Source organism: Bacillus sp. PPSBB_11 (assembly GCF_038023285.1).
Lineage (GTDB): Bacteria > Bacillota > Bacilli > Bacillales > Bacillaceae > Bacillus > Bacillus altitudinis.
Map to the genome: position 1 here is coordinate 2,041,803 of NZ_CP150633.1, position 21,441 is coordinate 2,063,243.

At 40.5% G+C, this 21,441-nt stretch carries 19 protein-coding genes and 1 other annotated feature; of the genes, 9 read left to right on the forward strand and 10 right to left on the reverse strand.

Annotated features, from left to right (window positions below; all coding sequences use genetic code 11):
* Nucleotides 1-11 precede the first annotated feature (11 nt).
* Nucleotides 12-623: an FMN-binding negative transcriptional regulator gene (locus V7L95_RS10070; protein WP_017359854.1), complete on the forward strand. Its 612-nt coding sequence runs from the start codon at nucleotides 12-14 to the stop codon at nucleotides 621-623.
* A 35-nt stretch (nucleotides 624-658) separates the two neighbouring features.
* On the opposite strand, the gene V7L95_RS10075 is transcribed toward V7L95_RS10070, so the two are convergent.
* Complete coding sequence (locus V7L95_RS10075; RefSeq protein WP_017359853.1) at nucleotides 659-1,537, reverse strand: D-alanyl-D-alanine carboxypeptidase family protein; 879 nt, start codon at nucleotides 1,535-1,537, stop codon at nucleotides 659-661.
* 204 nt (nucleotides 1,538-1,741) lie between these two features.
* Here V7L95_RS10075 and V7L95_RS10080 point away from each other — a divergent pair, with 204 nt between their 5' ends.
* Nucleotides 1,742-2,167, forward strand: coding sequence for a hypothetical protein (locus V7L95_RS10080; RefSeq protein WP_340966140.1), 426 nt, complete (start codon nucleotides 1,742-1,744; stop codon nucleotides 2,165-2,167).
* Between the two features lie 45 nt (nucleotides 2,168-2,212).
* Here the strand turns inward: V7L95_RS10080 and V7L95_RS10085 are convergent, their stop codons facing one another.
* The 3 genes from V7L95_RS10085 to V7L95_RS10095 form a co-directional block, all read right to left on the reverse strand.
* Complete coding sequence (locus V7L95_RS10085; protein ID WP_017359851.1) at nucleotides 2,213-2,563, reverse strand: DUF4064 domain-containing protein; 351 nt, start codon at nucleotides 2,561-2,563, stop codon at nucleotides 2,213-2,215.
* A 138-nt stretch (nucleotides 2,564-2,701) separates the two neighbouring features.
* The gene (locus V7L95_RS10090) at nucleotides 2,702-3,169 is read right to left on the reverse strand and encodes a hypothetical protein (protein WP_017359850.1); all 468 of its coding nucleotides are present in this window, start codon (nucleotides 3,167-3,169) and stop codon (nucleotides 2,702-2,704) included.
* 321 nt (nucleotides 3,170-3,490) lie between these two features.
* Nucleotides 3,491-4,165, reverse strand: coding sequence for a hypothetical protein (locus V7L95_RS10095; protein ID WP_076822752.1), 675 nt, complete (start codon nucleotides 4,163-4,165; stop codon nucleotides 3,491-3,493).
* A 210-nt stretch (nucleotides 4,166-4,375) separates the two neighbouring features.
* Between V7L95_RS10095 and V7L95_RS10100 the strand changes: the two genes are divergently transcribed.
* Both V7L95_RS10100 and V7L95_RS10105 read left to right on the forward strand, forming a co-directional pair.
* Nucleotides 4,376-4,744, forward strand: coding sequence for an RlpA-like double-psi beta-barrel domain-containing protein (locus tag V7L95_RS10100; RefSeq protein WP_003213878.1), 369 nt, complete (start codon nucleotides 4,376-4,378; stop codon nucleotides 4,742-4,744).
* A gap of 73 nt (nucleotides 4,745-4,817) precedes the next feature.
* Nucleotides 4,818-5,867, forward strand: coding sequence for a hypothetical protein (locus V7L95_RS10105; RefSeq protein ID WP_251186128.1), 1,050 nt, complete (start codon nucleotides 4,818-4,820; stop codon nucleotides 5,865-5,867).
* 218 nt (nucleotides 5,868-6,085) lie between these two features.
* On the opposite strand, the gene V7L95_RS10110 is transcribed toward V7L95_RS10105, so the two are convergent.
* The 3 genes from V7L95_RS10110 to gabP all read right to left on the reverse strand — a co-directional run bounded on the left by V7L95_RS10110 (nucleotide 6,086) and on the right by gabP (nucleotide 9,744).
* Complete coding sequence (locus V7L95_RS10110) at nucleotides 6,086-6,460, reverse strand: carboxymuconolactone decarboxylase family protein (RefSeq protein WP_076822756.1); 375 nt, start codon at nucleotides 6,458-6,460, stop codon at nucleotides 6,086-6,088.
* Nucleotides 6,461-6,728: 268 nt separating this feature from the next.
* Complete coding sequence (locus tag V7L95_RS10115) at nucleotides 6,729-8,258, reverse strand: multicopper oxidase domain-containing protein (protein ID WP_048002245.1); 1,530 nt, start codon at nucleotides 8,256-8,258, stop codon at nucleotides 6,729-6,731.
* Nucleotides 8,259-8,355: 97 nt separating this feature from the next.
* On the reverse strand, nucleotides 8,356-9,744 hold the full coding sequence (gene gabP, locus V7L95_RS10120; RefSeq protein ID WP_017359846.1) for a GABA permease: 1,389 nt from the start codon (nucleotides 9,742-9,744) through the stop codon (nucleotides 8,356-8,358).
* Nucleotides 9,745-10,226: 482 nt separating this feature from the next.
* On the opposite strand from gabP, the gene V7L95_RS10125 reads away from it, so the two are divergent.
* The 5 genes from V7L95_RS10125 to guaA all read left to right on the forward strand — a co-directional run bounded on the left by V7L95_RS10125 (nucleotide 10,227) and on the right by guaA (nucleotide 17,314).
* Complete coding sequence (locus V7L95_RS10125) at nucleotides 10,227-11,126, forward strand: cation diffusion facilitator family transporter (protein ID WP_008344349.1); 900 nt, start codon at nucleotides 10,227-10,229, stop codon at nucleotides 11,124-11,126.
* A gap of 102 nt (nucleotides 11,127-11,228) precedes the next feature.
* A complete protein-coding gene (locus tag V7L95_RS10130) occupies nucleotides 11,229-12,191 on the forward strand; it encodes a MoxR family ATPase (RefSeq protein WP_017366721.1) in 963 nt (320 codons plus the stop codon).
* The gene (locus tag V7L95_RS10135; RefSeq protein WP_076822758.1) at nucleotides 12,188-13,378 is read left to right on the forward strand and encodes a DUF58 domain-containing protein; all 1,191 of its coding nucleotides are present in this window, start codon (nucleotides 12,188-12,190) and stop codon (nucleotides 13,376-13,378) included. The genes V7L95_RS10130 and V7L95_RS10135 overlap by 4 nt, the downstream gene beginning before the upstream one ends.
* Before the next feature lie 11 nt (nucleotides 13,379-13,389).
* The gene (locus V7L95_RS10140; protein WP_076822760.1) at nucleotides 13,390-15,588 is read left to right on the forward strand and encodes a transglutaminaseTgpA domain-containing protein; all 2,199 of its coding nucleotides are present in this window, start codon (nucleotides 13,390-13,392) and stop codon (nucleotides 15,586-15,588) included.
* 184 nt (nucleotides 15,589-15,772) lie between these two features.
* Entirely contained in the window at nucleotides 15,773-17,314 is a 1,542-nt protein-coding gene (gene guaA, locus V7L95_RS10145) for a glutamine-hydrolyzing GMP synthase (protein ID WP_008344342.1), read from the forward strand.
* 74 nt (nucleotides 17,315-17,388) lie between these two features.
* Here the strand turns inward: guaA and V7L95_RS10150 are convergent, their stop codons facing one another.
* The 3 genes from V7L95_RS10150 to V7L95_RS10160 form a co-directional block, all read right to left on the reverse strand.
* Nucleotides 17,389-17,874, reverse strand: a complete 486-nt coding sequence (locus V7L95_RS10150; RefSeq protein ID WP_045034413.1) for a YbaK/EbsC family protein — start codon at nucleotides 17,872-17,874, stop codon at nucleotides 17,389-17,391.
* Between the two features lie 88 nt (nucleotides 17,875-17,962).
* A complete protein-coding gene (locus tag V7L95_RS10155) occupies nucleotides 17,963-19,021 on the reverse strand; it encodes an AraC family transcriptional regulator (RefSeq protein ID WP_076822762.1) in 1,059 nt (352 codons plus the stop codon).
* Nucleotides 19,022-20,683, reverse strand: coding sequence for a 2-isopropylmalate synthase (locus V7L95_RS10160; RefSeq protein WP_017359838.1), 1,662 nt, complete (start codon nucleotides 20,681-20,683; stop codon nucleotides 19,022-19,024). It lies immediately after the preceding gene.
* 55 nt (nucleotides 20,684-20,738) lie between these two features.
* Nucleotides 20,739-21,003 (reverse strand) — a binding site (T-box leader).
* Nucleotides 21,004-21,441 lie beyond the last annotated feature (438 nt).

Here is a 21,441-nt window from a genome sequence, read left to right on the forward strand (position 1 = left end):
GGGAAGGGTCCATGCATATACCATCATTTTTTCAAGTGAAAGATATGGAGAAAATCAAATCATTTATTCAATCACATTCATTTGCTACAGTTGTGACGACAACGAATGAAAAGCCCATTGCGACACATATTCCAGTGAGTTTTCATCAAATTGGCGATTCGTATGTGATCTCAGGGCATATGGCGATTGGAAATCCTCAGTGGAAAACGTTTGAAGAGAACGAGAAGGTGCTCGTCATTTTTCAAGGGCCGCATGCCTACATATCCTCTTCATGGTATGAGAAAGAAGCCGTACCGACGTGGAATTATCAAGCTGTACATGTATATGGAAAGGCTTCACTGCTTGAAAAATCAGAACTGGTCAAGGAATTAACAGCGATGCTGGAGACATATGAAAGTCATAGAGATCAGCCAGTGCTGTGGGATACATTGTCTGAGGAACTGCTAGAGAAACAAATGAAAGGGATTGTGGGCTTCAAAATCATCATTGATGAAGTTCAAGCTGCTTTTAAGTTAAGTCAAAATCGCCATGAAAGAGATTATGCTCGCATTATTGAACAGCTGGAAGCAGAGGGTGAAGTGGAAATGGCGGCTGCGATGAAAAAGAGAGAAGAGAATATATGAAAAAAGCACTCTGAAGAAAAAGAGTGCTTTTGTTGTTATCCTTTTATGTTCAAATATTCTTCGATGGTTTTGCCGCTCTTTTTCACTTTTTTCGCATTTTTTGATCCGAGGTATCTGAGGTGCCATGGTTCATATTGATAGCCTGTCACTTTTTCTTTACCTTTCGGATAGCGGATGATAAAGCCAAATTCATGGGCGTGTTTGGCCAGCCATTTCGCTTCTTTCGTATTGGCAAAAGAATCTTCAGCCCAATGTTTTGAATTGGCACCGCCGATATCAAAAGCAAGGCCGGTTTGATGTTCGGAATAGCCTGGTCTTGCGCTAAATCGATCTGCTTGTTTTTTGCCATGAGAGGCGACGTAATTGTTGTACAAGACACGCTGGCGGTCGTATGAACGGAAGGTGCTAAAAGCGGTAAGTCGGATGTTTGCTTTTTTGGCTTTCGCGATCATAGCGTTTACTGCTTTTCTCGCTTGTTTGTTTTCTCCGGGATTGTATGAAGACGGGAGTCTATGTTTCTTATTCACAACCAATATCCCTTTTACATACATACCTGGCGTTTTAGTGGAAGGAGCAGCATATGAAGCTGGTGAGCTTTTGCCTGCTTTTTTGATATATTGAGAGCTGACGTAACCCGTTTTTCCTTTATACTTTGTTTGAATCCATGAACCATTCTTTTTAAGATAAGGAATCCTTTTCCCTTTTGGAATGGTCAATATCACTGAATATTTTGTTCTAGGTCCCTTGCGAAGATGAACATTCGCTGTTGTCACGTATTTCGGTGTAGCTGCTTTTGCGACTGGTGTCGCATAAGTCATGTGTAAAAAGGGCAGCTGGATAGGAAAGATTCCAAGCCCAAGTACGAGAACCACACTGACAATAATTCCTTTGATCCACGGGTGTTTCATCTTCATTTCTCTCATCCCTTTCAATCTACTAACATACATATATTGAGATAGATTGAAATAAAGTGCAATGGTTTTTTTATGCCAATTGAGATTGAATCATATCATTAGGTTCTTTTTTTGTTTAAAATTACATAAAAAATCCGCTATTTCCATAAAAAATCAGTTGAATTCCTTATAATAAAAGTATCTGAGAACGGGGAGTGAGTCGAGATGGACCAAAACGTGCTGCAAATGGATCAAGACAGATCAGAGAATGAATTCGCGATTCTTAATATATCTTCTAAAGAGATTGGTGCTCTATCAAAGGGAGCAGCGGAGCAGATTTTACAAACGGGAGATACGGACCGTATTCATCAGCTGATGTACGTTCCGATTGAAAAGAAAGAAGATTTGAATTGGCTGATCCAATGTGTTGGGGAGGCGCTAAAGAATGAAGTTGGTGATGACGTTGCACTAGAAGTAGCTGATTTGCTCTATTTCTTTGTCATTCCGTATTATGGGAAGTATATGTTGAAAGATCGTCATTTGTATGAGTATATCGATCATTTGCTGGTACGATTAGCATCTAGAGCTCACTCGGATATTGACACGCTGATTGATATCATAAGAGAAGATTTAAATGAAAATATACAATAAAAGAAGCTTGTAGAGCGACCCTCTACAAGCTTTTTTATATCAACTTTATTCAGCTGGAACTGTTTTGACAGGCTCTTTTCTAAACACACCCATGCATCCTGCGATGAGGATTAATACAGCTGGAAGGATAAAGAACACAAAAATAGAAATAATACCGCCTACAGCAGAAACTAATAATAAAATCCCGCCAAGCTTTGCTTTTTTCTTCACGATAACAGATGCCACAATCGCAAGAATAGAGAAAAGCATCGCTGACCAGCCTAATCCCGTGAATTGACTCGTACCTGATTCATTAAATGCGGCATCTAGTCCTCCAAAAGCAAGTGCAAACATTGCACCGAAAAATCCAAAAATACCTCCAATTAAGCCTAAAACAAATTCCGTTGTTCTTTTCATGATACTTTCCTCCGATATGTAAATAAGAATTATTGGTACTTATGAACCAACACAATCTTACTCATCGGCATTCTTTTCACAATGTTAATAGTTTTGTTAAAAAAAACAAGAAAATCCATAAAGGATTTTCTTGTCCAATTACTGGGCTCTCTCCCAGGTAATCTTTGTTTCGTTTGTTGTTTTCTTTCCTTTTGCCAGTACTTTTCCGTTTTCCTGTTTCACGGTAATGTTTAGGTCATAAAAGGAGTAGAGGGCGCCGAGGCTGTCATTTTCCGGTTTATGCAGGTTGTTTTCCTTTTCAGTGGATGCACCAATAGCTAGTGTTTTGGCAAAGTTCAAACCAATGACTTCAGCGTAATCACTATTGGTCTCAGATGAAGCCGTCACGTTTAAGGAAATGACTTTTTTCTTTTGATCAACGGTGATCGCTGTGTCTTTTACGAGCTTAGACTGCTCCATGACCTCTTTCGTTTCATTTTGAATGCGTTCATTAATCGTTGGAAGTGCCGTAGATTCTGTTTTTTCTTCTTTTGCCGTATTTGAGCAAGCTGCTAGGATAGAGAAGATTGCAACAAGACTCATGAAAACAAGTAGACTTTTTCTCACGTTCTTTCTCCTTTGTTCTTCAAAGTATGTATGCTTATGTTACCACGAATTGATGTTTTGATTAAAAGAGAAGTGTTGATAAGCTGTGAACAATCAAAAGCACCCAAAGTTGGGTGCTCCAGCGTGTAGACAAACCCTCGCATTCGGTGTCAGGCCTGCGCGCCGGTGCTCACGAATGTCAAATTCGCTCCGCGCCGGTGCTCGCCCTTCCTAGACTGCAAAGGTTTTCTTGCACGCTGAAAAGAAGACAAAGAGCTAAAATAAAATCATTTTAGCTCTTTGTCAGCAATTTTGAAGCACCCAAAGTTGGGTGCTCGTGTTTTATTGTGCTGAAAGGGTTGTACTAAGTGGGATAGACGAAATGACCGTGAATTTTGGAGCCGGAGCACCAGATTCTAGATTTTTGCGTAAAAGAGATGATTTGACGGTGCCGTCCCATTTTTTGTAGACACTTCCAGATGTATTTGCACGGAGCTGTACATTAGAGAAACTTGCTTGCGAGTAGCTGTTTGTTCCATTATCTTGTACGCCGTGTACCATTTTGACGACATCGAGGTCTTTCAGACGGCTAGGGTTGTAAACAGGCTGCTTATAGCGCAGTTTCCCGTTGACGTATAGTGACACTGTGCCATCACCATTGTTGATGAGCTTTAAGTTGACACGTGCACCATCTTTAATACTTGAATCGTATTCACTGTTCCAATATTGACTGCCGCCTTGGGAGCCGGTGCCCAGGAATACCTTATAGCCAGAAGATGTTTTTGAAATCCCGCTTTCAACAACGGCAGAACCGAGACCAAGATACCAGTCGGCATAGCCATTTTTAATGGTGGCTGTTTTTGGCAGCACAATATCAGCCGTGATACCTGACCATTTGGCTTCATCCGTTTGTGTCACGATGGCGCCGTGACGAGGACTAGCCGCAGAGGCAGGAATACTTGAAAGCATCAAAACGAAGATCAAACTTACACTCAAAACGATGAACCACTTTTTCATGAAAATTCCTCCTTATATTTGATTCATTTCTATTATATAAAACGAAAGGGAGGGATCTACTGACAATGTTCTGGCTGTTTTTGGTGAAATTTATGAACAAAATCGGTCATTAAGTGGTCAACTTGTATTCGAATTGTAATGTGACTGTAAAATAACTGGGTGCATCTTCATGTATAATAGGGTCAGAAACCAAATACGGAGGATTTTTTAATGAATAAAAAGCTTATCGCGACAATCGTAACAGTAGCTAGTTTATTTTTAGCGTTTAGTTTCTCACATGGAGCAAGTGCAAAAAAAGTAAGCGGCAATATTACATGGTATAATGGTGTCGGTAAAAAAGGCGCAGATGGAAAAAAACTCGGTCATTGGGATGCAGCAACGAAAATGGGATTTGACGTACCGAAAAAAGGTACAAAACTAAGAGTGACAACAAAAGCGAAACCACATAAAGTGATTACAGTATATAAATATGATGTAGGTAGAATGCCAAACGCAGTATTAGACGTAAGTCCGAAAGCATTCAAAGCACTTGGGTATAAAACAAGTAAAGGTGTCGTCAAAGGGCATTACACTTATTAATACATAGGCATGCAAAGAAGCGGGAAAAGTTCATTTTCTGGCTTCTTTTCTTGTGGAGAGGGTCTGAAAATTAATGAAAAAATCAACATGGTGGATCGTCACAGTGATTGTAGTCGCAGCAATTGCGGCCGTCATCTTCTTCATGATGAAGCCGGGGCAAGAGGCAAAACAGGCAGGAAAAGTGAAAACAAATCAAGATGCAAAAGACGAATTGCTTGTTTCATTTACGGATCAAAAGTTAAACAATACTTATTACTTGCATGACAAGGCGCTTCATACAGAGAAACTGACAGCATATCCTTCAATTGCTTATGATCAGGCAAAACAGCTTTTATACTACACGTATACAGATGAAGACACACAAAAAGTAAGTATACGGGAATTGAATGTGAAAACGGATAAAGAAAAAACGCTCTTTACGAGTGACGATTCAATCGACAGTATGAAACTTTCTGGTGACGGAAAACAGTTATATCTAAGGTATAACAAGGATTCAGGTGAGCAATTTTATGTAGCGTCTTTTGATTTGAAAACACAGAAAGTGAAAGTGTTATATCCAGAAAAAAGTGATGATGATACGGTGAGTTCTTTTGCTTATGATCCAGCATCAAATCTGTTGGCCATTCAGCATTATTCGTTAAAAGAGGATTATAAAAAGACGGATGAGGCAAATGAAAAAGGAATGGATCCTGAACCAACGACCATGAAAATTACCCTACAAACAGGTGAGAAGGGTAAGCGAATTGCACGTATTTCTCAAACCATCAATGATATTTCTTTTTCACCAGATCATAAAAAACTCATTTATACAGAAGTGAAGGTTCGAAATGAAAAAGAAGTATCATCTATTAAGGTGATGGATGTAGATACAGGAAAAACGAAGACACTTGTTAAAAACAGCCAAGATGTGCGTATTTTAAGTGCTGCCCAGCCGCAATTTTCTGCGGATGGTACATCTGTTTATTTCTTAGGTGTTGCAAAGAACGCAAAGGAATTAAAGGATGACACAGGACGAAAGGCGAAGGTCAGAACCATTTTTGAATATGATATTAAGAAGAAAACAGTAGAAACCGCTTGGGAGAAAGAAGGCGGGATTGTTAACAATTTCACTGTCAATCGGTAAAAGGTGCGCGTTCAGTTATTTCATATAACTGGACGTTTTTTTATTTTGTTATGGGATGTGTCGGTGAAAAATGCGGATTTGTGAAATGAACAGCACTTTTTAAATAAGGAAATGAGTGGTATTTTGATATTTTGCTGCTGTGACAGAATCAGTGTAAGAGAGTAAAGTAAGTGGAAATAAAAAAACGAGAGGACAGAAGACTTCTCGTTTTCTCTTATTTATTTATTGTTTTCATCTAGTAAGTTTTGAAAAATAAACAAGGCATTAATGGAATGAGGGAATCCTGCAACCTTTGTACAGTGCTTAATGATCTCCATAATCTCTATAACAGAGAGCCCGATATGTAATGCTTGTACAAAATGAGCTTTTAACTCTTCATCACAATCACCTTTTGCAATGAGAGCCGATAATGTGCTGATGGCCTTCTGTTTTTCATCTAATATGAAGTGATTGAATACTTTTTGTTCACCGAGTTCAATTGTTAGTTGTTCAATGTTTGATCGAATGCTCTCGTTTTCATGAATTGAAAGCTTCTCCCTGTTACCTGCCACTGTTTCTTGCTTGACCTGGCAAGTCTCTTTTTCTTCATTCAAATTGAACTCCTCCGTTTTTTATGACGATTTTCTATTTGTTCGTGCATGGTTTCTTAAGTGCCTTTTGATAGAGGTAATGGGTATATAGTAGTATTATCGGTTTGCTTCGTCAACTTTTTAAGTGTGGAATGTTCAAATAAATGCCATTCATGCGATACATTGTTCGTTTTTTCTCATGGAGATTGAAAAGAAAATAGAGGGCTAATAAATAAAAGCTGTTAGCCCTTTTTCATATTACGCAATTAACAGAGAGGAGGTTTCATATTTACTAAATGATATCCATCGGCCGCATCATGTCATAATCCTCGTGTTCTAAAATGTGACAATGCCACACATATCGTCCGCTATATGGGACAAACCGAGCGATGATGCGAATGACTTCACCGGCATGCGCCTGAATCGTATCCTTGTAGCCTTGTTCATGCAAAGGAGGCGCTTCATTTGGTCCCGTGTACACGATTTCACCTGTCGATTGATAGATGTCTGTATCGAATGGTCTTCTATCAATCACTCGAAATTGAACAAGATGTAAATGAATAGGGTGTGTACCTCTTGTTGGATTGACGATGTTCCACACCTCTACACTGCCAAGTCGAGGATTTTCTGTTACAGGATCATTCCAAAACTGGTTATCTAGTAATAAAATCGGGCGCCCATATTTATCTTGTGTGCCAGTAAGCGTCAGCGTTCGCTCGTTATCAGCTCGGCTCGGCCGGAGCGGTGGCAGTGGTTTGAAGATCGGACGTAATGTTTTAGCTGCTCTTCCTTTGAGCGGACGAGTGACTTTAAATTGCATAATGTTCGCATCTGTTTCTGGATTGACATCCTGACCGCAACCTGCCGTATTTTTTAAAACAATCGTTTGGTTTTCATAAGCTGAGAAGTCGATGATGACATCAAAACGTTCAGCAGGTGCAATGCTAAAAGATTGATGCTGAACAGGTCTTGGCAAAAAGCCGCCATCAGATCCTATTTGTAAGATTGTGGCGTCATTATCTAGATGAAGCTCGTAAGTTCTTGTATTGGATGCGTTTAAGATACGAAAACGATATTTTCGCGGCTCTACTTCTAAATACGGCCATACTTTTCCATTGACTAAAATCGTTTCCCCGCAAAAAAATGGCACGATAGAGGGATCTGGAAGGTCACTATCTTCTGGTGTGTTATTTGGTCTACTTGGGTAAAACAGTGCGCCATCCTCCTGGAATGTCCGATCCATGATCATTAAAGGGATATCATATTCATCTTTCGGTAATTCGAGTGATTTTTCAAACGCATCTGAGATCAAATAAAAGCCAGCTAATCCGGCGTATACATTTAATCGTGTCAATGCCATGGCATGATCGTGATACCACAATGTGCATGCTTGCTGGTGATTAGGGTATTCGTAAACCTCTCGTTCAAAGAAGGGGCCGGTCGCTTCAAAGTCTCGCGAAAACCAAGCCTCTGGATAACCATCGCTGCTTGCAGGTGTCACGCCCCCATGCAGGTGAACGACTGTTTTGACTTCGGGTTCATCATGATGTCCAGCGTGAATGGTATGATCGACAGGCAGGAAGTGTTTCAGCGGCAATTTGTTCATCCATTTCACTTTGACCTTTTCATTTCGATTCGCTTTAATGGTTGGACCAGGCAAACTGCCATTATAGGTCCATAGCTTGGTTGGGGGCAGATCTCTATGAACTTTTAGGAACACCTCCTCCATAGCGATTTCATAATATGTTTGTCTTGGGTTTTTTTTGACGGGCTCTGCGACTTCTGGAATTGGCAGCTCGTCAACAAACTTTTCTAGGTTCATGTTGACTAATCCTCACTTAAAATCAATTTGATACATTATAAGTGCGGACATCCAAATAGGTGAATAAAATAAAAAAACCCGCTTTTCAGCGGGAGAATTAAGGGTGTTTATTTTCAAGCGCTGCACTTGCAGGCACTTTTTTATTTGGTTTAAAGATGAAGTAGGCGGCTAGTACACTGATGGTAATGATGCTTGTCAGTATGAGCTGAGGTCTCATCGATTCGATAAACAGCATAGAGGCCAAGATGGCGCAGATGACCAAAATGGTAAAGTACGTAAGGTATGGGAACAGCCACATTTTGATTTTGAGTTGTTCTGGATTTTCTTTTTCAATTTTACGACGCATTCTTAATTGTGAAACGGCAATGACCAAGTAGACAAGAAGTGCAATGGCACCAGAGGCATTGACTAGAAATAGAAAGATGGTTTCAGGGTAAAAGTAGTTCATCATGACGGCAATATAGGAAAAGAAGGTACCTGCGACTGTCGCTGCTACTGGGACACCGCGTTTGCTGATTTTCATAAAACGTTTTGGTGCTTCGCCTCTTTCTGCTAATGAATAAAGCATTCTGGACGTTGTGTATAGGCCGGAGTTTAAACAAGAAAGAACGGCTGTTAAAACAATGACGTTCATGACTTGAGCGGCTGATGGGACACCGATGTATTCTAATACTGCAACGAACGGACTTGTTAAAATATTCGCTGAATTCCATGGGAGTAAAGTGACAACGACGGCGATCGACCCGACGTAGAACACAATAATACGCCATACAACTGAACGAGTAGCTGTTGTCACAGATTTGACAGGGTCTGCTGATTCACCTGCGGCAATTGCCACAATCTCGGTTCCCATGAAGGAAAAGATGACAACGACAATCCCGAGGAGCACAGAGCCGAACCCGTTTGGAAGGAAACCGCCATTCCCCGTTAAATTAGCAAGACCTGCAGTATGATGACCGCCAAAACCAAAGATAAATGCAAAACCAATGAGTAGGAAGAGAATAATGCTGACGACTTTAATCAATGAAAACCAATATTCAAATTCGCCAAAAGATTTAACAGAAAAGATATTTGTCAAAGTTAAGAGGATTGTGAGGATAAGACTTGTGAGCCAAACAGGTGCATCTCCATACCAATATTGAATAATGGCAGCACCGGCAATGGCTTCAATGGCGATGACGATGACCCAGAAGAACCAGTAAAGCCAGCCGATTGTAAACCCAGCCCACGGGCCGATGGCGTCGCTCGCATATTGTGAGAAAGAGCCGCTTGTCGGATAGGCACATGCCATTTCTCCAAGCATTCTCATAATAAAGATGACCAGAAGTCCGGCAAATGAATAGGAAAGAATCGATCCAGGCCCTGCAGAATGAATGACAGCACCACTACCAACAAATAGCCCTGCCCCAATGACCCCGGCAATGGAGATCATTGAAATATGTCTTGTCTTAAGGTTTTTTTGAAGACCGTTTGTCATGTTGGACATTTCTTTACCTCCAAACATTTCTCTTTTATTCGAGAGTTTGTTTTTAGAATATTTTAAATTTTATCATACTGAATTGTCATTCAGCATTGGACAGGTTATCAAACTGACATTTCAAACCTCTTAACATGATGTTAAAAAGTATAAAGGATTTGAGAGATTATGTTCCCTCATTTTCCTCTGCCCATTCTTAAAAATAGCATAAGAAGGAAGAAAGAAAAGTTGTGTTTTAAAATAAAACTATTCTGACAATTGTACAGTAGAGTGATTTTGTTCTTTTTCATTTTTCGGGGTGGTTTTGAAAAACGTTGATGGGAGTAGGTCTTGAGGTCAATTGACCTTATAAAAATAAGTTTGCTTAGGTCAACACATTTCTATGTATCCTATTTTGCTGATTCAAGCGAATCATGTTGCTGTAGACCCACACGGGCTTGGCTTTGTAAGATAAATATAGAAAAGTAATGTGTGAGGAGGCGCTGTTCGGTATGGAGCGCTACAACGAATTAAGACAAGGTGAAACAGGTGCTTGGGTCAGCATTATAGCCTATGTGATCTTATCTGCTGTCAAACTGATCATTGGGTATGTGTTTCATTCAGAAGCCCTTTCCGCAGATGGCTTGAATAATACGACAGATATCATTGCTTCGCTTGCCGTATTAATTGGGCTGCGTATTTCTCAGAAGCCACCTGATGAGGATCATCCATACGGTCATTTTAGAGCTGAAAATATTGCGTCACTTGTGGCTTCCTTTATTATGATGCTTGTCGGGCTTCAGGTTTTGCTGAGTGCAGGCCAGTCGCTTTTCTCATCAGAGCATCAAACGCCTGATATGATTGCAGCTTGGACGGCAGCAGGAAGTGCTGTTGTGATGTATGGCGTGTATATGTATAACCGTAAACTGTCTAAACGAATTAATAGCCAGGCGCTATATGCGGCAGCGGCTGATAATAAATCAGATGCTTATGTGAGTATCGGGACGTTTGTCGGAATTATCGCCTCTCAATTTCAGCTGGCGTGGGTTGATACGCTTGCTGCGTTTGTGATTGGCTTAATTATCTGTAAAACGGCGTGGGAGATTTTCAGAGATGCGTCTCATTCGTTAACGGACGGTTTTCATATAAAAGATATGTCTAAATATAAAGAGACGATTGAAGCGACACCAGGAGTGGGCGATTTGAAAGACATTAAAGCTCGTTATCTTGGAAGCACCGTCCATGTGGATGTGGTCGTTGAAGTAGAACCGCATTTAAACATCGCAGAAAGCCATGATATTGCAGATGAAATTGAACGCAGAATGAAGCAGGAACATGATATTCTACACTCTCATGTTCATATGGAACCAGCAAGTGAACCTAAAGAGGAGCAGAAGTCTTTTCCATCGTGAGAAGGCTTCTTTTTTCTACGTGTTGATGTTTCATGCAAATGCGTGTTGTATGGTAAAGTTAGACTATATGAAAATTGACGGAAACGTGATAGGAGGATCAGGATGGCATTTGATGAACCGATGCATTCAGATTTACAAAAAATCGTAGATAACATCAATAAAGTGATGGTGGGGAAAAAAGATATTGCGATATTAAGCCTTGTTGCGATTTTGGCGAAGGGGCATGTGTTATTAGAGGATGTGCCTGGCGTTGGGAAGACCATGATGGTTCGTGCTCTGGCAAAATCCATTGGCTGTGAGTTTAAGCGAATCCAATTTACGCCTGACCTTTTGCCTTCAGATGTAACAGGTGTGTCGATTTATAATAAAAAGACAAACGAGTTTGAATTTAGACAAGGACCGATTATGGGGCAGATTATTTTGGCTGATGAAATCAACCGAACCTCTCCTAAAACACAATCAGCCCTTCTTGAAGCGATGGAAGAAGGCAGTGTCACAGTGGACGGAGAAACGATGCCGCTGGCAGATCCTTTCTTTGTGATGGCTACGCAAAATCCAGTGGAGTATGAGGGAACCTATCCACTTCCAGAAGCGCAAATGGACCGCTTCTTATTTAAGCTACAGATGGGATATCCAACCATGCTGGAGGAGCTTGAGGTGCTGAATTTGCAGGAGAAACAATCGCCAATTGACACGCTTCAGGCAGTCATGACAAAAGATCATATCCATGCTTTACAGCAAGCGGTTCAGACCGTACATGTGGATGCATCGATTAAAGAATATATTGTCGAAATCGCCCAAGCGACGCGAAATCATCCGTCTGTCTATTTAGGCGTGAGCCCAAGGGGTTCAATTGCATTGATGAAAGCGGCTCAGGCGTATGCGCTGTTGAACAGGCGGGATTATGTGATTCCTGATGATGTACAGTATTTGGCGCCTTACACATTGCCGCATCGCATGATTTTGACATCAGAAGCAACGTATGAAGGGAAGAAGGCGGAGACACTGTTGCGACAGATGATTGAGCATATTGGCGTACCAGTTCAAAAGTCGATGACTCAATGAAGTCACGTGACCGTTTCGCTTTTTCACTATGGTTACGGGTGTTTATGCTCTTTCTCCTCACGGCAGCAGCCTTTTGCTATGCCATGTTTCAGGGCGGCTTTGTGAGCTGGTTCCTTTTTTATGCATTTTCACCATATGCTTTGTATGCTTTGCTGTTTGCCCTTGTTCCACTTCGTGCAACAGCCAAAAGGACATTACAGCATACCCGGTTAAAGGCAGGGGAAGTGCTGTCTGTTGACCTTGAAATCAAGCGGACGAATTTATTTCCGTACGTGTACGCCATACTTGAGGATGAACCGCCGGATACCTTCCATTTACAGGAACAGATTGAAATGAAGCGAATGATCTTTCCATGGTTTCGGAAAACGTGGCGATTTTCGTATCAATTCAATGACATCGTGAGGGGAGAGCATCATTTGACGGCAATTAGAATCAAAACGGGTGATATGTTTGGGTTTGTTGAAAAAGAAGTGATTCTTCCATTAGAGAAAAAATTACTTGTATATCCGAAAATGTTGGATATTCCGGTTGAATCTGCTGCATCGGTGAATGAAAATGGAGGCAAAGCGTTGCACTCTTGGTTAAATGAACCGACAAATGTGACGACAGGTGTGCGTGAATACCAGCAAGGAGACCGTTTCGCTTGGGTGGACTGGAAGACAACAGCTAGAAGAGGTCAGCTTATGACGAAGGAGTTTGAACAGAATCAGACAAAGGATCTGGTGGTGTTTGCTGATTTTACAGATGAAGCCGCTTTTGAAACGATTGTGTCTATGGCCGCATCGGTTCTGCAAACGGCTGTGAAAAAAGGGGTGCCGGTAGGCTTTGTTCCGCTTGGGGATCAGCACTTATTTCGAGTGGATCAAGGAGAGTGGCATTTACAGGACATGCTCTACTATTTAACAAAGGTGCAGTATCAGCCTTCTCGTGCACCTGATTATCAATCATTAACAGCGAGTGAGCACCAGCAGACAGGAAAGTATGTGGTGACAGGTCATCTGCAAGAAGAGCTTGCTACCATTTTACTTGGGAATCGAAACAGAAAGAACATCACCGTTCTTTTAGTGAAGAGAGCCGTTGATCGATTGACGGCAAAAGAAAAACAGCTTGTGGACCGGCTTAAAGCTTCTGGGATACACACGACCCTTTTATTTGAGGACCGGCTGCACGAAAGAACTGTGAGGTGACAAACATTTATATGCATCAGCGGCAAAGCCGTTTTGAGTTGTTCATCTATTATGCTGTCGCATTTCTGCTGCTTTGGGAGTGGCTTCGTCCGCTTCAAGATTTTACAGAGACGAGTCATACGTCTTATTTCATCATTTTTATAGGGCTTACGTGTTTGTTTACGTTCTTTCGATTGAAGTGGTATGTGACGTTTCCTATTTGTGCTGGATTGATCTTGCTCGCATTATATTTGATTTTTTATCAATCAGAGCCAAGTTATCTGCCTGCGCTGTTTGCTGATATTCAAGATAATATTTCTTTGATGAGCATGGGCATGTGGAGTGACATGTATCCGTCTTTCCGCACATTGTTGTTCTATATTTTGCTTTGGCTGCTTGTTTATTTGCTCCATTATTGGGTTGTGTATCAGCAGCGTATCTTTTTCTTTTTACTGATGACGATTGTATATGTCACGATTCTTGATACGTTTACGCCTTATGAAGCGACTTTTGCAATCGTTCGAATTATGGTATTTGGCTTTTGTTTGCTTGGCCTGCTCTATTTCGACCGGCTTCGTTCGGCTGAAGGTGTGCGGGTGTCACAGAAAGCGCGTTTCAATTGGTTCTTACCCATGCTGGCGCTTGTCCTTGTATCAGCATCACTCGGTGCTTCTTTGCCAAAATCTGATCCGAAATGGCCTGACCCTGTCCCGTTTTTTAAAGCGGTCACGAATCAAGATGGTTCCACCGGGCAGAATAAGGTGGGATATAGTGCGGATGATTCGTCGCTTGGGGGACCGTTTAGTGAGGATCGTACACCGGTATTTAAATGGAGCGGAAAAGAGCCGTCTTATTTTCGTGTAGAAACAAAAAGTATTTACACGGGGAAAGGCTGGGAGGATGCTTCAAATGATACGAAACCTACTCGGTTAAAAGGGAATGATGTGCCGAACCGGTGGTTTACCAATCGCGTGAAAACAGAGGAGCATGAAACGAGAGTCGATATGGAATCAAATTATCGATTTAATCATGCTGTTTATCCGATTGGTACGGTTATGCTGACGCCAATGGAAAACATTCCACTGCAAATGATGGGCAAAACGGAGAAAATTGTCCCGTCTACTCAAAACCCGCCCAAAAATTTAGGGAACTATCGAGTCAGCTTCTTATCACCTACATTTATCCTAGAGGACTTACAGCGAATCAAAGTGCCAACCAAGAAGCAAGTGAATCAGCAGGTCGGACGTGAATACTTGCAGCTCCCATCCTCGCTGCCAGAGCGTGTGAAAACATTGGCGAACAGCTTAACGGAAACGAAGGATAATATGTATGATAAAGCAAAAGCGATTGAGGATTATTTAGGATCTGCGAAGTTTTCATATGAAACCCAAAATGTCTCTGTGCCTGGGCGTGACGAAGACTATGTGGATCAGTTCTTATTTGATACGATGATTGGCTATTGTGATAACTTTTCAACCTCGATGATTGTCATGCTTCGCTCGATTGGAATTCCGGCGAGATGGGTGAAAGGATATACGTCTGGTCAGTTATATGAAACACAGATGGATGGAAACAATGTGTATGAAGTGACCAATAACAATGCCCATTCATGGGTAGAGGTGTATTTTCCAAACCGTGGTTGGGTGACTTTTGAACCGACAAAAGGGTTCACGAACCCAGAGACATTTACGAATGAAACCACGGCTAACAACGACCAAGCAGATGATCAAGAGGATGAAAAAGATCAGCCCGCATCTGATCAACAAGAAAACGAGCAGACACAGCAGCCGCAGCAACAAGAACCAGAACAGGCGGCAAAACAAGAGGAACAAGCAGCTAAAGCAAAGCCAAGTATGGTTCATGTTGGTTCAATCTTGGGCTACGCAGCAGGTGTGATTGTCTTTCTTGGTTTCATAGGCTGGATGCTTTACCGGTTCAGAGCAAGGTGGCTGCCAATCTTTATTGTGAGAAAGGTAAAACGTCTGCCAGATGAGGAAGCTTTTTTCTACGCGTATGCTGCTCTATTAAAACAGCTAAGGCGCAGAGGGATCGAGAAAAAGCCAGGCATGACGCTAAGAGAATTTGCTTCTTTGATCGATGACAAGGAAGGGAATCATCACATGTCTGAACTAACGCAGTTCTATGAGCGGGCGCTCTACAGGCGAGAAGATGCGTCGGCGCTTTGGCGGCAGTCGGTGAAGTTATGGGAAAATTTAATAAACAGGAGATAGTCTTGACCACGTACCTTCCTGTTGTTAGAATAGGTGAATATTAAAACCTTCTAAAATACATGAAATTGAAGCGTTCGGATGTAAGTCTGGGCGCTTCAAAAGCGTGATTTACACTGAGAGAGGTTTTCTCCTCTCATTTTTTCTGTGCGTTTATAAAAACTATATTGGACATAGAGGTGACACCATGACAAATTTAGTAAATGAAATGATTTTGGTTCTCGATTTCGGTAGTCAGTACAATCAGCTGATCACTCGCCGTATTCGTGAATTTGGTGTGTACAGTGAGCTTCATCCGCACACTTTAACTGCTGAAGAAATTAAAGAAATGGCGCCGAAAGGAATCATCCTTTCTGGTGGACCAAACAGTGTATATGATGAAGGATCTTTCCGCTGTGACGAAAAGATTTTTGATCTAGGCATTCCGGTTCTAGGCATTTGCTACGGCATGCAGCTGATGACTCACTATTTAGGTGGGAAAGTAGAAGCGGCAAGCCAGCGTGAATATGGAAAAGCAGACATTCATATTAACGGAACACCTGCTCTATTCAAAGACCTTCCAACGGATCAAGTCGTTTGGATGAGCCATGGTGACCTTGTCGTTGAAGTACCAGAAGGCTTTACAGTTGATGCAACAAGTGCACATTGTCCAAACTCAGCGATGAGCTTAGCTGAGAAGAATTTCTATGGCGTTCAGTTCCACCCAGAGGTACGTCACTCTGAGTACGGAAATGATCTATTGAAGAACTTTGTCTTCGGTGTATGTGACTGCGATGGCAAATGGTCAATGGAGAACTTCATTGAAATCGAAATGCAGAAAATCCGTCAAACAGTAGGCGACAAACAAGTGTTGTGCGCACTAAGCGGCGGTGTAGATTCATCTGTTGTGGCTGTATTGATCCACAAAGCCATCGGCGATCAGCTGACATGTATTTTCGTTGACCACGGTCTTCTTCGCAAAGGCGAAGCAGAAGGGGTAATGAAAACATTTAGCGAAGGTTTCAACATGAACGTGATTAAAGTAGATGCGAAAGATCGCTTCTTAAACAAGCTAAAAGGTGTGTCTGATCCTGAGCAAAAACGTAAAATCATCGGTAACGAATTCATCTATGTATTCGATGACGAGGCGGACAAGCTAAAAGGAATCGACTACTTAGCACAAGGAACGCTTTACACTGACATCATTGAGAGTGGTACAGCAACGGCACAAACAATCAAATCTCACCACAACGTTGGCGGTCTTCCAGAAGACATGCAGTTCGAATTGATTGAGCCACTTAATACGCTATTCAAGGATGAAGTCCGTGCTCTAGGGTCAGAGCTAGGTATTCCAGACGACATCGTATGGAGACAGCCATTCCCAGGTCCAGGACTAGGAATCCGTGTACTAGGTGAAATTTCTGAAGAAAAACTAGAAATCGTCCGTGAATCGGATGCGATTCTACGCGAAGAAATTGCCAACTTCGGCCTTGAGCGCGACATCTGGCAATACTTCACGGTTCTCCCAGACATCCGCAGCGTAGGTGTCATGGGTGACGCAAGAACATACGACTACACAATCGGTATCCGTGCTGTTACATCTATTGACGGTATGACGAGTGACTGGGCAAGAATCCCTTGGGATGTACTTGAGAAGATCTCGACTCGTATCGTGAATGAAGTGAAGCATATTAACCGTGTGGTGTATGATATTACGAGTAAGCCGCCTGCTACGATTGAGTGGGAATAGATATAAAAGAGCTAGAAACCTTTGTGTATCAAGGGTTTCTAGCTCCTTTTTATTTTTAATTCTTTCCTTCCATTTTATTGTGTGAATTCATCATTCCATCCTTTACACACATCAATCCATTGTGTATAACCGGAGTGTTTTTCTAATTGTTTGATTGTGAGTTCAATAGCACTGTTACTGCTCCCGCAGGCTGGATAGACTGTCTCAAAACGTTTGAGTGACATATCTAAATAAACAGAAACGCCATTCTTTATAGCAAAAGGACATACTCCGCCAATTTCATGACCGACCAAGTCAACGACCTCTTGAGGAGGCAGCATTTTCGCTTTTGTTTTAAAATATTCCTTGAATTTTTTGTTATCAACTTTTGCATCGCCAGAGGTCACAACTAAAATAGCTTGTCCATTTACTAGAAAGGAGAGTGTTTTTGCGATTCTTTCAGGTTCGCAGCCCAATGCAGAAGCAGCCAAGTCTACGGTTGCACTAGATACTGAAAATTCCTGAATTCGAGTATCCATTTCATATTGTTTAAAATAATCTTTTACTTGCTTGATTGACATGATGATTTCTCCTTTTTATTCGTATTGATTTGACATTTTCTTGATTTTAAAATTTTACTTTAAAGATAAGTGTCATACATTCTGCTCATTATGTTCTATTATTTAAACGATATTGATGTGGTGTTAGATGATACTTTTTCTTAAATAAACGAATGAAATGCTCTACATTTTGATAACCAACGGCTCCCGAAATATGATCCACTTGTAAATTACTACCGTTTAGCATTTCGCAGGCTTTTTCTAATCTTATTTCTTGTCGAATTTCACGAAATGATTTGCCGAGTTTACGAGCTATATATTTAGACAGGTAAGATTGTGAAAGGTTAAATTCCTCTGCCATCTTCTGGAGTGTTATATGCTCACAACATTGCTGAATATATTGAAGCATTTGAATCATACGTATATCACTATATGGTTTGACCTGAATGACGTTCATATGACTTGGTTTGAATCTTAATAAGAGACATAATAATATCTCAAACAAATTATTCATAATCAACTGGTATCCAGGAAATCGATTGTGATTTTCTGTAAATAGATGCAGAGAGCAGTCTGGCAAATTTTTATCCATGTGACTATGGAAAATAAGAATATGTTTATTTTCTTTTATATACAATGCATTCAAAAAGAACTCTGAAATGACATGATTTCCTTTTAACATTTTAAAAAACACTTTTTGAAAAGTACTTTTGCGGATCATGATTTGGATTGCGATTGTATTCTCCATTACAAGTGGCTTGTGTATTGTGTCAGGTGGAATAAAGGCAATATCTCCTGATTTTAAAGCGATTTTTTTATCTTCCACTTCTACATACATCTCATTTTCTAGAACATAAATCATCTCAAAGAAATCATGGATAGCCGACAATTGAGGCATAAAACGGCTATACTTTCTCACTTCGATATCTTTCTCCTGACCTAACCACATGGTATCCTCTTTTTCAAATTCGTTCTGTCCTTTTAGCAAAAATTCTTCTATATATATTTGCTTTTGCATGAAATTGTTTTGATCATAATCCTTCAAAAATAATTGCAATGATTGATTGTCATGCTTTTTCTGTTGGTATTGTTGATAAAAGATTTCTTGTTCGTTATATTCTCTTAAAAATTGCATTGCTTCATGTTTTTCAAGTTTATCTGTTTCCATCTACATCCAAACCTCTAGTTTATTTACTGCAACCACCAGGGCCTTTACTGTTGCTTCTATAATATCTTTATCGATTCCAGCACCCCAATGCATTTTTCCTTGATATGAAATACCAATCTGTGCACAGGCTTTTGCTTGAGAATCTTTGCCCAAAGAATTCTGTTCATAGACTTCCAAATCATACTCGAGTTGAAAATGTGCTTTTAACGCATTACTGATTGCATCTAAACTTCCAGTGCCAGTTCCTTGTATGTCAATTTGTTGATGATCTCTCAGCAAAGTTAAGGTGACTTCTTGCTTCTCTCCTTTATAAAATTGATAATCGATCAGCTGGAAATGAGGATGAAAATCAACATACTGCTCTTTAAAAACATGATATATTTCTTCGACAGACAATTCCCTATTTGTCTGATCAGATACTTTCTTCGCTGCATATCCCATGGCTTCATTCATTTGATAAGGAAGTTGAATGCCATAATTTGTTTCTAATATATAGCCTATGCCGCCTTTTCCAGACTGGCTATTGATTCGAATCACATCCGTTTGATAATTCCTCCCCAAGTCAACTGGATCTACTGGGATATACGGAACGTCCCATTTATCAACATGATGTTCCTTTCTATATTTCATCCCTTTAGATATCGCATCTTGATGTGACCCAGAGAATGCGGTGAAAACCATCTCACCAGAATATGGCTGTCTCTCATGAACAGTGATTTTTGTTAGTTTTTCATATTTTTTACGTATCGCTTCTAGGTTATTGAAATTCAATTGTGGATCATAACCATGCGAGTACATATTCATCGCCAAAGTAATCAAGTCTACGTTCCCTGTACGTTCACCGATACCAAATAATGTACCTTCGACTCTTTCGGCACCAGCTAGCACACCAAATTCTGCATCACTCACCCCAGACCCGCGGTCATTATGAGGGTGAACAGACAATGTCACACTGTCTCGGTAAGACAGATTTTTGTGTATATACTCAATCTGACTTGCAAAGATATGAGGCATTGAATATTCAACTGTTGTCGGAATATTGATGATCGCTTTGTGATGTGGTGTCGGTTTCCAAATATCTAAAACACTATTACAAATATCTAACGCGTAATCCACTTCTGTTCCTGGAAAGCTTTCAGGACTATATTGAAAATAAATATCACTTTCTGTTTTTTCGGCCAGTTCTTTTACTAAAATAGCGCCATCAATGGCAATTTGTTTAATTTCATCTTTTGTTTTCTTAAATACTTGTCTGCGCTGCGCTTCTGACGTCGAATTATATAAATGAACAATCGCTTTCGGTACCCCCTTAATGGCTTCGAAGGTTCGGCGGATAATATGCTCTCTCGCTTGCGTGATCACCATAATCGTGACATCGTCTGGAATCATATGACGATCAATCAGTGTCCGTAATAGCTTAAACTCCGTATCATTAGCAGCTGGAAATGCGATTTCAATTTCTTTAAAACCGATCTCTACTAGTAACTGAAACATATCCAATTTCTCTTCTAAGTTCATAGGAATAGGTAATGCTTGATTTCCATCCCGTAAGTCCACACTGCACCATATCGGAGCACGTTCTAATGTTTCTTTCTTCACCCAATCATAAGTAAGGTTCGGTGGCAAAAAGTATTTTTTTTCGTATTTTTTGTGGTTAAACATCATCGATTCCTCCTGTAAATGGAAATAAAAAAAGCCTATCATCTCCAAGATTGAACTTGGAGACGAAAGACTTCTTCTTACGCGGTACCACCCCTGTTTCATGATAACTTTACATTATCATGCCCTTATTCGGATACAGATTGTTTGATCTGATATCCTTCCCGTATAACGGCGGGGTGCCGACCTTAACTACATCAATCATTTTCATTTCACTAAGGCTACTCTAAGGTGAGTTCCCTGCCTTTTTGTTATTGCTTCTCATCAACCAGCAACTTTCTGAAAACATTTCGGCAAGTACTATTCCTTATCATCGCATTCTCATTTTTCTGATTTTTTCTATTATACCAAGATGACAAAAAAGAGATAGTGGTAGGGATATCTTTTTTAATTGATTTTTTTTGTCCTATGGGTGTCTTGTCTTCATTTTTAATTTTATTTTACTTCTGTTTTAATGGTAGAATAACTAGCGTTTTTTGCTAGAGTTTGAAGCGGTAATTCATCTTTCAGATGTTAATGGTCCTTGAATCGTTTTCTCATATTCTTGATAGGACAACCGAGCACATCTTTACCTTACGAGTTTAATATAACGGAAATCATTTTTAAGAAACTTGACTTTTTGTGCTATGGAAATTGAATGATTATTTTGTGGAAGGTTATTTAAAAATAGCACAAATGATCAAAAAGTAAGAGGAGGGAAGTAATAAAATAAAAGTAGAGGAGGGAGAAACAATGGATTACTATGAGAGAATACAGCATTC